Consider the following 14261-nt stretch of genomic DNA (forward strand, 5'->3'; position numbering starts at 1 on the left):
TTTAGATCTTGTAGTCATGTACCGCATCGACAAATACTTTGGCATTGTCAGGATTCACCCACTGGGTAATACCATGACCTAAGTTTGCAATGTAGCCAGTTTTTTCGCCATTAGCATAGGCGCGATCAAGCATCGCATTCACTTCAGAGCGGATGGTGGCAGGTGATCCGTATAACGTTGCTGGATCTAAATTGCCTTGAATGGCTTTACTGCTTTGTAGCTTCTTATGTTTTTTGGTCAACTCACGCTGGCTCTCAGTCAGTACTTGACGCGCGCGGTCAAGCGGCATCGTCCAATCTAAACCTAAAGCGTCAGCTTCGCTATCAGCCTGAATATCAAGCCATAATCCGCCACCTTTGGTAAATAATACTACTGGTACTTGTGGATGGCGTTGCTTTAGCTCAGCCACGATACGCTTGTTGTAAGTGTGCGAAAACTCGATAAATTGACGATGACCAAGCGCCCCGCCCCAACTGTCAAATATTTGTACGATCTGAGCACCAGCAACAATTTGTGCATCAAGATAGTCAATGACCGAAGTCGCAAGCTTGTCTAATAGCTGATGTAAAAAATCAGGATTGCTATACAAAAAGCCTTTGGTATAACGATAATCCTTTGAACTACCGCCTTCTATCATATACGTAGCAAGCGTCCATGGACTACCAGAGAACCCAAATAAAGGCACTTGACCATTTAGCGCTTTGCGAATGCTGGTCACAGCGCGCATTACATAGTCAAGAGAATCGTTAGGCTCAAGTACTGGCAATCTGTCAAGATCGGCCTGTTCGCGAATCGGATGCTTAAACTTAGGACCTTCGCCAGTCTCAAAATACAAACCCAAGCCCATGGCATCAGGAATGGTCAAGATATCACTAAATAAGATAGCCGCATCTAAGTCATAACGACGTAACGGTTGGAGCGTCACTTCAGTAGCACGATCTGTATCTTTGCACAGGCTCATAAAGTCGCCGGCTTCAGCGCGAGTGGCTTTGTACTCTGGTAAGTAACGACCAGCTTGGCGCATCATCCAAACTGGCGTAGTATCGATGGGCTCAAAGCGTAATGCACGTAGCAGCCTGTCATTTTTTAGCGGTGCAAATTGCTGCTGAATCGAGTCACTCTTGTCTGAAGCACTCATGTACAAATCTCCAAAACAACACAGTATCCATATTTATGGATAGATACTGTGCTGGATAAAATAGGTTGAATAAAATAATAATAAATATTTATAAGATATAAACAGTCTTGCTTAAGCTTGAAGCAAATCTCAAAAGCCTTTTATAGCTTACCTAAAATCATAGATAAGATAAGCTATAAAAGCCACAGCTGTGCTATATCATGAATGCGTTATACGGTTATCGCAAGATTGTCACGATGCACCATCACCACACGGTCTTCGTTACTACCAAAGATTTTGTCAAACTTCTCTGTACGCTCACGAGCAACACGATGCGCCTCATGCGATGAGAAGTTTACCTGACCAACGGCTATACGCTCACCAGTATCTTGATGAACAATTTCTACCACATCACCTTCATCAAAGCCGCCACGAACTTCTACAACGCCTACGGGTAGCAAGCTTCTATTATGTTCAGTCAATGCTTTTGCGGCACCTGCATCAACGACCAAGCTACCTGACATACGCAAATGCGCGGCAAGCCATTGTTTCCGAGCAATGATTTTATCTTCTTCGTTAGTCGTCAGTAGTGTACCGACTGCCTCACCTGAGACAACACGAGTGATCACATCATCGATAGCACCGCTCACAATAACGGTTGGGCAACCACCCATTGCTGCAAGACGACCAGCACGGATCTTGGTCAACATACCGCCGCGTCCAAGCTTGCCACCGTCTCCTGCGATATCAAATAAATAGTCAGCCATAGCACGTTCTTGACGAATCATCTTAGCATCAGGATTGTCACGTGGGTTATCAGTGAACACACCTTCTTGATCGGTTAAGATGATGTACAAATCCGCGTTAACCATCGCGGCTGCCATCGCACCCAACGTGTCATTATCGCCAAATTTAATCTCATCAATGGTAATGGTGTCATTTTCGTTAATAACCGGTAGCACACGCCATTCTAATAGTTGCGTTAGCGCGCCTGTGGTATTGAGATAACGGCTACGATTGGACAAGTCATCATGAGTCAATAAGAGCTGTGAGCTTTGAATACCATGCTGAATCAATGCTGACCACCATGTTTCAATCAGCCCCATTTGACCAATAGAAGCGCAGGCTTGTAATGCTGCCAGTTTTTTAGGGCGTTCCTCAAGGTCCATACGTACCACACCTTCAGCAACGGCACCTGACGATACCAGCAGCACTTCAACACCTTTTTTGTGCAGCTTAGCAATCTGCTTTGCCCACTCATATATGGCAGTACGATCCAACCCTCGACCGTTATTTGTCAATAACGATGAGCCAATCTTGACAATAACGCGCTGAATATCAAAGTTGCGAGATTGTTTAACAAATCTTGCTTCTTCGGTCGTGTTTGCTATGCCATCTGCCATATAAACTCCTTTTTTTCATATCAATTGATTGTAGGGATTAAATTCACAATTCAAGTATAACCGCTTAAGCATACTAGCTTAAGGAACGTACATTACCTCAACACCATCGTCGTCATCATCCAAATCGGACAAATCTAAGCCTTCACGCGCCGCTTTACGAGCGGCACGATACGCTTCACGCTGTGCTTCAGTATTTAGACGCACTTCGGCTTCTAAACGCTCAAAACGTTCTTTTTGTGCTTCAGCGAATATAGGATCTTCTATTTCACGCTCACGCTCAAGCTCAATATCATTCATCAAATGATATTTTACCGCATCAACGCCTTCACCAGTCAGCGTTGCTGTACGGAAGACCATGCCTGTCCAACCAAGCTCTGCGACGATATGTGTACAAAGCGCGTTCAAGTCTTCATCATTGACCTGATCAATTTTGTTTAATACCAAAATCTGCGGCAAGTTGGCCAATTCAGGTGAAAAACGCTCAAGCTCATTTAGGATAACGCGAGCATTTTCGACTGGATCACTCCCATCGACAGGCTTAACATCGACCAAATGTAGCAGACGACGCGTACGTGCAACATGTTTTAAGAAGCGAATACCAAGTCCTGCACCTTCTGATGCGCCTTCAATCAATCCAGGAATATCTGCCATCACGAACGAACGATGACGACCAATATCGACCACACCCAAGTTTGGTACTAGCGTGGTAAACGGATAATCAGCCACTTTCGGTCTAGCAGCAGAGACTTGACGAATAAAGGTCGATTTACCAGCATTAGGCAAACCAATCAAGCCAACATCAGCCACAACTTTTAGCTCAAACTTAAGAACTTTTAACTCACCTTCAAAACCTGACGTGGCTTTACGCGGTGCTTGGTTGGTTGAGCTTTTGAAATGGGTATTACCCAGACCACCATCACCACCTTTGGCAATCAGTAGTGTCTGGCCGATCTCAATCAAATCACCCAATACTTCGTCGGTTTCGGTATCAACGACCGTCGTACCAACTGGTACTGGTAAATAAAGATCATCAGAGCCCTTGCCTGAGCAGTTTCTGCTGTGGCCATTCTCGGCTCGCATAGCGTCATGACGACGGGTATAGCGATAGTCAACTAGAGTATTGGTGTTATCCTCTGCAATGACATAGACGTCACCGCCCTTACCGCCATCGCCACCATCAGGTCCACCACGTGGGACATATTTTTCTCGGCGAAAACTGGCGATTCCGTTACCACCGTCACCTGCTTTTACCGTTACGACGGCTTCATCAATAAATCGCATCTTACGTTCCTTAATTCACAATCCAGTCTATAAACTGGTTACAACCAACGGTTGTATTTTAGGGTTTTGCTATATTGTTACGGCACAACGAACACTTTATAAATAGTAATTTTACTTAGTGCCCATGATGACAATAACACCCGATAATCAATCGGACTATCGGGTGTTTAAGTATGACAGTTAAAGTGATACCAAGCTATGCAAAGTAGAGTCTATTGCAGCATAATCTTTAAAGGGATCATGCTTTGATAGGCTTAGTATGACGTTATTGCTCTACTGTATTTAGAGTTTTATGCTGGAACCTGAGTATAACTGATTCCTGCCATCTGCGTCGCCAAACGCAACACCTGAGTACTATAACCGACTTCATTATCATACCAAACATAGACGATAGCTTGGTTATCAGTCAAAATAGTCGCTTGGGCATCAACGATACCGACATGGGTCGTACCAACAAAGTCAGTAGATACGGCTTCTGTAGAATCCGTATAAGCAATTTGCGACTGCCACGTGCTGCTGTTAGCAATCTTACGCAAGAACTCATTCAACGCATCAGCGCTTGCTGGTGCTGTCTTTAGATTCAAGTTCAAGATGGCTAGGCTGACATTTGGTGTCGGTACACGAATAGCGTTACCCGTTAGCTTACCGTTTAGTTCTGGCAATGCTTTACCAACGGCTTTTGCTGCGCCAGTACTGGTGATAACCATGTTCATCACCGCACTACGACCACGGCGATCTGCTTTATGATAATTATCAACCAAGTTCTGATCATTGGTAAATGAGTGAATCGTTTCTACATGACCGTTTTCGATACCGTATTCATCGTTTAATACATTCAACGTCGGCGTAATAGCGTTGGTCGTACAACTCGCAGCACTAACGATCGTATCGTCGCCAACCGTGTCATTATTCACACCATAAACGACGTTTTTGATATCGCCACCAGCAGGTGCAGTCAATAGTACTTTTTTCACGCCAGTAGACTGTAAATGCTTGCCAAGGCCCGCTTCGTCTTTCCAAATACCAGTGTTGTCGATAACTAGCGCATTGTCGATACCATAAGCAGTATAATCGATTTCGCTTGGGTCTTTAGCATAGATAACTTGTACGAAACGACCATTAACGATCATGCCGTTATTATCTTCATCGATGCTGATGCCGCCTAAGAATCTACCATGGATCGAATCACGCTCAAGCAATGAGATACGCTTAGCCAAGTCGCCAGCTGCCGCAGGACGTACGACGATTGCCTTTAGCTGCAAGCCTTTCGCGCTTGACGCTTGTGACAATAGCAGACGAGTCAAGATACGACCGATACGACCAAAACCGTATAGTACAACGTCTGTTGCGCCATTCACGGCACCAGCGTTGTTGATAGACTGTAGAGCGGCTTGTACATCAGTATCATTAGCAATCAATTGACCAACATCGATACGAGTAGCTTGGAGATCAGCGTTTTCTGAGATAACTTTTACCATCGCTAAAGTATCAGCGATATCGATAGCTTTGGCATCGTTGTCGCGTAATGCTGCTTTTTGATGTAGCGCAAGTATTTGACTAACTGAAGTAGCGTCTAGCGTTTCGCCAAATAAAGTCACTTGTACGTCTTGCTCATTATAGAGCTTGCTCAATAGCCCCATAAGCTCAATGGCTTGTTGCTCTTGATTGTTGTAGTTTTTTAAGTGGTCTTGATGTAATTGGCGTAAGGTATCAGCGTTGCTCACGAGAAACATCCTTATGGTCAGTAATGTATGATCGATAAAATATGAAGAGATATAAATAAGATAGGTCGTGTATGCTCTAGGTGGTGACTGTAATAGGATAATCAACCACTATCAATATCAGTTCTTGACGTCAGAGTATTCAAATCGCCTAGATTTTAGCCTAAAATGCCTCATTTTGCCAGTAATAACCGATTAGCTAATGTGCATAATAGGTTTTGTCGTTATATACAGACTCATATACAAGCAAGGATAAAAATAAAGGCAGCCATATATGCTGCCTTATTAGGGCGTCGTTTAAATGACAATTGCCATAGCGCTTAATTAATTGAAGCAGTAATTTTCATTATATCTATTATGGTGTCAAATTCACCGTTTGGTTGCTCTGCGACGTCAACGTAAACTCTTTCAAGTCATAACCTTGCTGCTGAGCAACCTGACGATATTTAGTATACGTTTCCTGACTGATATTTGGCGACCGTGCTAGGAGCCATAAGTATTTTTTATCAGGCGTCCCTACTAGCGCAGTTTTATAATCTGCATCACGTGCTAATACCCAATAATCAGCACGGCCGACTGGGATCCAGCGAATCCACTTCGGTAAAAACGTCACTTTTAGTTTACTGCCGCTTTCATCAACTGGCTTAGCCAAACCTTCTGCAACAATACCTGAACCATCCTCGCTCACACACTTATTAGTAACCGTGATTCCTGAACCGTTATCTTTCTGAGCATAGTTGGCAGTAACATCACCTGCGCATTTACGTTGAAAATACATCGGTAGACGTCCAATCTCATACCACGTCCCAGCGTATTCATTAAGATCGACACTATCCACTGTCGTTGGTGTGCTTGCAGACTTATAGATAACATCACTTGGCTTAACAGATAACATCTGTGTCGTTATCTCACCGCTCATCGCATTATCTTGCATATTACTGGCAGTAGCCATATTAGTGGGCGGCGTTGCAGCATAGGCTGAAAATGCCGCTAGCGGTATGATGATCGCTAACGCAATGCCTGTATGCTTAATAAGTCCATTCATAAATATACGCTCCGGTATGTCTTTGTATGACGAGTTGATAGTGGTTGATGATGTATCGAGGATTTGCTTAGTGCTGTCTTGCAAATTACTTGCTTGGTCGTCTACAAGCTCAGATATCAGCGGCTCGTCTTCATTCAACGTTGCTGATCGCTTGTAGCCATTAGCAATGTTGAATTGTTCTTTATCACTATCGCTATTTTTCAGATGTTGATTGCTTTTACTGTTACTCATAGCGGACTCTTTTGCCTTAGTAAGGCTTTTGTCGGCGCTTTTGTATCCAAAATAGCTGTCTTGCGAAGACATATCTTCTGCCAAATGGTGCGAATATTCGCCGTTCAAGTTTTCATTGCTCAGTTTTTTATGGCTATAGTTTGCATCATTACTGGCATTTTTTGTCTGTTGTGCATGACGACCGTTGTTATAGCTGTTTGACTGTATAGGCTGCTGAGATTGAGAACCAGCTGCCCGTGAGTCAGTCCATGCTGAATCAGGTAACTTATTGGTTTTCATAGGGATACCATTGTTAATAGTGACTGTTAAAATACATTATCTGCATCATTTATCCGAATTGATTCTATAATGAGTCTGAGTTTTAAAATTAATTATCGATCCAAACTCTGCTGCTACAAACGCTCTTTTTTATTATAAGTTTTGATAAATGCGTCAGTAGTCAATTCACTGATAAAAATCAGAATCAATGTGCTGTAGATATGCAATATATATTAAGGACAGCTGGACTATTAAAACAGTAGTGCAATGTAGGGAAACGCAACGGTTTGTAAATAACTATGTGTTTATGCATTGGTATGCACACATCATAATCACATAGTTACTGACTGGATAAATAACTTAAAAATCAGTTATTTATACTTACTTTTTTTAATAAGTGAACAGAGTCAAGTGACTGATATTGCTGCTTAACTGGCACTCATTTTCTGGTTTTTTATTCGTGGAACTGACGAATGCCTGCGACACTGACACCGCCGTGCGCTAATGTCTGGTCAATCATGACAGGGGCCAAGCCGCCCAGACCAATGACTGGCATGTCAGCTAACTGCGCCAAAGCTGACCACGCCTCCCAGCCAAGTGGTACCGTATCAGGATGCGTCTGAGTTGTAAGTACAGGAGACAAAAAAGCGCCAATCACTGGCGGTAACTGCTGCTGTATGCGCATACTCGCAAGTTTATTAGCGGCAAGAATGCTGGCAATATCATGACAACTGACTATCAGTGGATGCTCATTCGAAATGTAGAGCAACTGCTCAGACTCTGTAATATCTTGAGTAACATTGAACCATTCCATTAATACCGAATGCGTCAGGTGTCTAGCGACAATTGGACGATTGGTTTTTTCCTCTATCATTGCACCTGTACTTGTCGTTTTGGAGTGCTGACAGTCATTGTCATACGGCAAAATCGCTAGAATATCTGGACGCACATCCATTAGCTGCTCGGCAATATATTCTGACTCAGACGCTTTTAGTCGGATATAAACCCAAGACTCTGGTGCTAGTTGTTTTCGATGATAGTGTACCCATGCTGCTGCGGAATTTGGCTGGACAGAAAAATGGGCAAGTGGATACGTAATCGCTATTTTTGCAGGAAGTTTCAGCCACTCCAAAATAGTTTTATTGGCAGCGGGCAGATGATACTCTCCTGCTAGTAACTTAAACTTATCAACCCAAGTCATTGCCTGCCCTTCTAGGCCATATTCACAGTCTTTGTGCTGTTCATACTGCTGTGCGGTTAGCTCAATTTTATACACCTCCAAGCTCACCTGCTTGTCACCATAGTCGTGATGCAAACGTCCAAGCTTGACGATAACATTTTGAGCAATACTAATACCTGTTTCTTCAACGACTTCCCGAATCAATGCCTGCTCTGCTGACTCCTCAGTCTCTATTTTACCGCCTACAAACTCATAGCGATTGCCCTGATGCTGGGCCGCATCTCGGAACCCAAGCAAATACTTGTTTTCATAATGAATAACGGCAACTGCAACATTGACGATGGTTATGTCTTTAATTTTTGACTGATTGTTTGTTTCACTTGGCATAGCATTGTCCTCTACTATTAAGTCTGTTTTGGCTGCTTTCTAATTATTTGCTTGTATATTCTGGTGAGCCTGCAGAGATTTCATATCATTCAAGTAAGCCTCTCAATATTTTTTTACATAGGTAAAAACTCAAGCATTGGCGGTTTGTGACGCCAGCCTTATATAAGTTTACACAATGACTGCATTTTATTTTATCAATTACCTTGCAAATTTATTCAATCTAAATGATAATTATTATCGTTAAAGTTCATTGCGACATAGCTAATTTATTAAGCCACTTCTTACCAAAAGGAATTCACCATGAGTATGGTTATCTCTCGTTATCTAAACTGCCGTGAAAATCGTCTGCCAACGCTACAGTCACAGCATCTATTTGCCCTGACCAAAGAAGTACGTATCGAGCATGAAGGCGAAGAGTATCGACTACGTTTGACTCGTAACAATCGCTTGATTTTGACCAAATAATTTTAAACCAGCTCACTGCACTTATAAAAAAACGCCTTCATTACAAGGCGTTTTTTGTTGAGTAGCAATAATAAAAATCTCTTTCAAATAATGTCCGTTATAGATTAACCGTCTACTAAATACGTCATTTAAAACTGCCAACTATAGACCACGTCTACCGCATTCTCGGCGGCCGAACTGGCTTCTACGTAAATACGGCGAGTCAACTGATAGCGAACAGACAGACTGTTTTGAGCATTGAAAACACCTACGCCATAGCGAATATACAAGTCAGGAGTCACGTAACCGGTGACATTGACGTTGGTATCTTCACTACTGCCTGAGGCATCAACGGTCAAACTCTGTAAGCCAAAAACTTGTCCAATTTGATTGGTAAGGCTACGCGTCCCACTAAGACCAAAGCTCAGTCCAGCTGCTGCCAGATTATTGGTCACTTGTGACTTGAACCCTTGCTCACTGATTTGAGTCGCACTCTTGTTATCAATTCGCCCTGTCACCAGCGCATTCATCGCTTGCTGCTGGGTCAATCCTGCATTATTAAAGACAATGATGTTTGGGCTTTCAGTCGTACCTTTCACACGCAGACCCACTGTTTTACCATTAATGGTTTTTGCAGCTTCAATACTCAAGCTAGGCTTCATGACATCGCCATTGAAGCGAACTTGACCATAATTCAGCTCTAGGCTCTGACCGAAAGCATTGATGTTGGTACGACGTGAGACCTGAACCACTCCTTTTGCGCGCATGATGCCCGTACCATTCTGGTTGATATTAATCGCACCAGCCAATGGAATGACGGCACCAAAACCACGGAAGTTGATATCATCGCCTAAATCGACACCGATATCAGCATTGATAGACCAAGGTTTTGACATTGCCAATACATCATCGATGTTACCAATCAAACGACGATCCAGCACAACTACATCTTCAGACTGAGTCACAATGTCTTCACTGGCTTCTGGTGGACGAATGGTCGCTGACGGCACGCTGACTGCCCCTTTGATGTCCACATAGCGGTCACTTGGACGTACGATAATGTCAATATCAGGATTAATTTCAGCCACTAGTAAAGGCGGCTGCGTAATGACAAGCCCTTCACCAACAATACTCAATTTGGCTTGTAGCTTTTGCTGCCAATTGACCGTACCTGTCAGTGTGCCTGTTCCTGTACCGCTTTTGAACGTACCATCAATGGTCGCCTGCGTACCGCGAATTTTGGCCTGTGTGTTGACATTGGTCAGATTCACTGGCAAGTCTAGCATGGCGATGCGACCATTAGAGAGTTTCACATCACCATAGAACTGCGGCTTATCTAGCGTACCGCCCAGTCCTCCTGCCATCGTAACGTTGCCTTTTAGTACTCGCATGCCCGGGAAGAAAGGCTTAAAGATGGCCAAATCAAGCTCATTCAACACGAGTGCACCAGAGATTGGTTTCGGCGTTTTATAAGGATCAACAACGACTTCAGCATAACCGCGAGCACCGCGACCCGTATTGATGTCGGTACGCAGCTTGATACCTTCTGGCACCGACAAGGCGATTAGTGAAACACGCTTATATGGCAGTGTCACAGGCGTGCTATCCCCGTCTTGAATCAAGCCGATTTTGCCATTATCTGAATATAGTGTCGTGTTAATGGTTGGCGGACGACCACGTTGCCAACCGACAATGGCTTTACCATTAATTTTGCCGTGCCAATCAATATCCTTTGGTAAGAATACTGAAAATAATGACGTATCTAAATTCTGCAATGCCACATCGACTTCACCACTGGCTGGAGAAGCCACTAAGTTCTTGCGTAAGCATAGTTTGCCCGTTTGATCCGTGGCCTGCCAACAATGTGCAGCCAACTGTACTTTGAGATCTGTGTTATTGCCATTTTGATTATTGGGCAAATTCACAATCAGCTGTGCTGGCTGTAATTGATTCAGGGTAGCGTATCTGGATTTAACGCGGCCTTTACCGATGACTCCTGACCAGCGTAGCGTATTTCGATCGAACCCACCTTTTAGTCTGGCACCAATGTCCAGTTGCTTATTGGCCACATTGAGATCAACCACATGAGATTTTTCAGTACCGTTAAATGAAGCTTTAACACTATCGAAGCTTTGTCCCGCAGCATCCAGACCTTCAGCGCTGACGATAAGCTGGCTTGGACTATTGGCTAGATTAACCAACTTGCCACGTATACGACCTTGACGCAAAATAAAGCCCGGTAGTGCAATCCGCTCACCGACCAAATCGATATAAATCGTTGGTAGTGCCTGACCTGCTGGTTGAGACAAAGTCGCTCCACCAGTTACTTTGCCAGCAAGCTTGTCCGATAACTGATCTAAGCTTGTGATATTAATTTTGGTTTGTAGCTGTTTGGCATTACCATTAGCAGTGACATAATTATCACCCCAGCGCAGTATCAAGTTGTCAGCATTTAAACTATCGATCAATGCATTCACTTGCTTATACTGTGCTTGGGCATCTTGTGTTTGTAGACGTTTGAAATAACTGGCTAAGTCTTTTGGCAAGCGCAATTTTGCGGCCAAACTACCTTTAGCACTAAGTGGCTGGCCTTTCAGCATACCGCTTAGATTAATTTGTTTGATATTGATCGTTTGCTGTGTATCGCCCCAGCGCCCATCCGTATCGATAGTACCCGTGATAAGGCTTGGGGTATCCTTTAAGAAATATCCAATATTGAAGCGATCCATCACTGCATTGATGTTCCATGCAATGCCTTGACGCACATCGACCGTTCCTGTGGCATCGATACTACCTGCTGCACCCACGTGGCGGAAACGCTTGATACGAATCAGTTGGCTATCACCACTTGCCTCAATATTGAGCTTACCTGCTGGTAATTGCTCGGCATCCAAGACCCCATCAAAATTCACGGCAAAACGCTGTAATGTACCTGTGGTATTTGGGCTGTTTTTAGGCGCAGCCTGCCACTCGCCACTGGTTTTTAGATCACCTGTGATGATGGCTGGATTATTGGGTAAAAAGTAACCCAAATTGAAGTTGTCAAAGCGACCATCGACGGTCCAGCCGATGTTGTTGCGCAAATCAATGACGCCTTTGGCATTCACTGCGCCAGCCTCACCATTATAATTTAGTTTGCGGATACTAATCAGATCGGGCGTACCCGCTGCGTCGATTGATAGACGACCTTTTGGTACGTCTGCCGTATCAATCTGACCATCAAAACGTGCGTCAAATACAGATAACTCACTACCCACGATATCGACACTGGCATCACCGCTACCTGTTATACCAATCGCGCGACCGTTTTGCGTGGCATCAAGCTGTGCCTGCAAGTCAGTATTATTGACAGTAATCACATGGCGCTGACCGCTCACCCCATTTTTGGTGATATTTAGCAATCGACCATGAGCACTCAAGCGCCCTGTTAAACGCTCAAGTGGTAAATCGCTACGGTACTTTTTAGGTAATAAACCCTTGGTCGCTGCATCGATTTGCCACGTCAGTGGGCGGTTTTTATTTGCTAGTTGAATTTGTCCGGTGCCTGACAGATCGCCTACGATGCCATCATAATTGAGTCGGTTGATATCAATAACGTCACCTGCTTTACGCAAGCGCACATCATAGTTGCCTTTAGGTGCAGCATTGAGTTCATTGATAACGGCATTGGCATCAACGGATAGGTTTGAACCACGAACGATGACATCGGCCTGACCGCGAGGACTATCAATATTGCCGATGTTGGGCACATCACGGCGGATCAAATTTTGCCATGTGGCATCAACGTACCAAGGTGCCACTTGCTTAGACTTAGCAGAGGTTTTACCACGGATCATATTGGCATTGATATGTTCACCATCGCGCTGACGCAAATCTGCATCAATCTGTGTATTACCTTTGCTGTTCTGCTGCTGATAGCGTAGCGATAACCTGCCATTAAGGGTTTGCGGAGCATACGCTTTAAAATCAGCATAGTCATCAGGAATAGCACGGCGAATATCAAAGTTACTACCAGCCGCACGCAGCGTCGCATTAAAGCTATCTTTCCAACCTAATATACCCTGTATTACCAAACGCCCAGATGGAACGTCAGCTTCTAAACGATCAATACGCAACTGACTGTCTGCAATGACCGCGCGCCCTTGATAATGACCGGACGGAATGTCTTTGGCAGTCAATTCCGTATTGATGCGAAGTCGTATCTCAGAGATGACCCCTGATGCAGTCGCCATACCACTTTGCAGACGAATGTTTTGGTCGTCTGCATAAGGGACCAAAATATCATCCCACTGTAGTTTTGCTTGAAACGGTGATCCTGTATCCAGCGCCTGAACGACAAAATCGCCATTAACATCGCTGTCGTTATAGCGGCTACGCACCTGCCCAACCGTACGTTTTAGCGTACCGGTTGCCGTAATATTCAGTGGATCAATGTATGCCTTTTCAAGCGCACTGACTTCTGCAATCGCGCTCAAATCCAACGGATAGTCGCCTTGCAAGTCAATCTCGCCTTGTAGGGCACTGACTTTGACGATATCAGCATACTGTAAGTCGCCGCGACCTACCGTGACGGTACTACCAACCCATGTCAGATCACGAGCTGTAATATCATTGATGACAATAGGATCTTTGGTTACTTGCTTATAAATAATTTTATCGATTTTTGCGTGATCGAAACGTAGATTGACTGGTAGCTTTAGGGTTTTATAATCAAACGGTTCACCAGTCGGTGGTTTCTTATTGAGAATTTCGATGGTCTGTATATCGGCATCGCTCAGATGCACTTCTTTTGCAAATACCGCACGCCAGCCTATTTTGACATAGGCTTTGTCTACTAATACCTCAAGGTCTTCAGTTGCCTCGATATCGATATCGGTCAGCCAAATACCATCACGCAAATTACCGCGCCCATATTTGAAATCGATACCCGTCTCAGCACTGATTTTTTCTAAAATAAACTTGGTGCCAGAGTCCGTGCCTGCAGCATAAAAAAATATCGCAAACATAATCGCTAGTACGATAATAACCAGTACCAGTAGCTTGAGTAAAAATGATAGCGGGTACCAGCGCCTAACGGCACGAGCATCGCGCTGTGCTGGATCTTCATCTGGTGCATGGTTAGGCGGGGTATTTTCTGTCAGCATGACACTCAACTACGTTAAAAAGTGATGACCAGCAATCGGTACGATAAGTA

At 44.1% G+C, this 14261-nt stretch carries 8 protein-coding genes; 1 reads left to right on the forward strand and 7 read right to left on the reverse strand.

Going from position 1 to position 14261, the window contains the following annotated elements:
• Position 1 precedes the first annotated feature (1 nt).
• The 6 genes from hemE to ACTXGK_RS25495 form a co-directional block, all read right to left on the reverse strand.
• Positions 2 to 1138 carry a uroporphyrinogen decarboxylase gene (hemE, locus tag ACTXGK_RS25470; RefSeq protein ID WP_443514939.1) on the reverse strand — a complete coding sequence of 379 codons (1137 nt, stop codon included), beginning with the start codon at positions 1136 to 1138 and terminating at the stop codon, positions 2 to 4.
• A gap of 209 nt (positions 1139 to 1347) precedes the next feature.
• On the reverse strand, positions 1348 to 2520 hold the full coding sequence (proB, locus tag ACTXGK_RS25475; protein ID WP_075106986.1) for a glutamate 5-kinase: 1173 nt from the start codon (positions 2518 to 2520) through the stop codon (positions 1348 to 1350).
• A 78-nt stretch (positions 2521 to 2598) separates the two neighbouring features.
• Positions 2599 to 3801, reverse strand: coding sequence for an Obg family GTPase CgtA (cgtA, locus tag ACTXGK_RS25480; protein ID WP_201599774.1), 1203 nt, complete (start codon positions 3799 to 3801; stop codon positions 2599 to 2601).
• Between the two features lie 290 nt (positions 3802 to 4091).
• Positions 4092 to 5534: a glyceraldehyde-3-phosphate dehydrogenase gene (locus ACTXGK_RS25485; protein ID WP_443514936.1), complete on the reverse strand. Its 1443-nt coding sequence runs from the start codon at positions 5532 to 5534 to the stop codon at positions 4092 to 4094.
• Between the two features lie 343 nt (positions 5535 to 5877).
• Positions 5878 to 7077, reverse strand: a complete 1200-nt coding sequence (locus ACTXGK_RS25490; protein ID WP_443514935.1) for a lipocalin family protein — start codon at positions 7075 to 7077, stop codon at positions 5878 to 5880.
• A gap of 433 nt (positions 7078 to 7510) precedes the next feature.
• On the reverse strand, positions 7511 to 8623 hold the full coding sequence (locus ACTXGK_RS25495; protein ID WP_443514933.1) for an NUDIX domain-containing protein: 1113 nt from the start codon (positions 8621 to 8623) through the stop codon (positions 7511 to 7513).
• Between the two features lie 306 nt (positions 8624 to 8929).
• Between ACTXGK_RS25495 and hemP the strand changes: the two genes are divergently transcribed.
• Positions 8930 to 9088: a hemin uptake protein HemP gene (gene hemP, locus ACTXGK_RS25500; protein WP_227672156.1), complete on the forward strand. Its 159-nt coding sequence runs from the start codon at positions 8930 to 8932 to the stop codon at positions 9086 to 9088.
• A gap of 128 nt (positions 9089 to 9216) precedes the next feature.
• Here the strand turns inward: hemP and ACTXGK_RS25505 are convergent, their stop codons facing one another.
• Positions 9217 to 14211, reverse strand: coding sequence for a translocation/assembly module TamB domain-containing protein (locus tag ACTXGK_RS25505; RefSeq protein WP_443514931.1), 4995 nt, complete (start codon positions 14209 to 14211; stop codon positions 9217 to 9219).
• Between the last annotated feature and the right edge of the window lie 50 nt (positions 14212 to 14261).

Source organism: Psychrobacter sp. T6-5, assembly GCF_052258485.2.
GTDB lineage: Bacteria > Pseudomonadota > Gammaproteobacteria > Pseudomonadales > Moraxellaceae > Psychrobacter.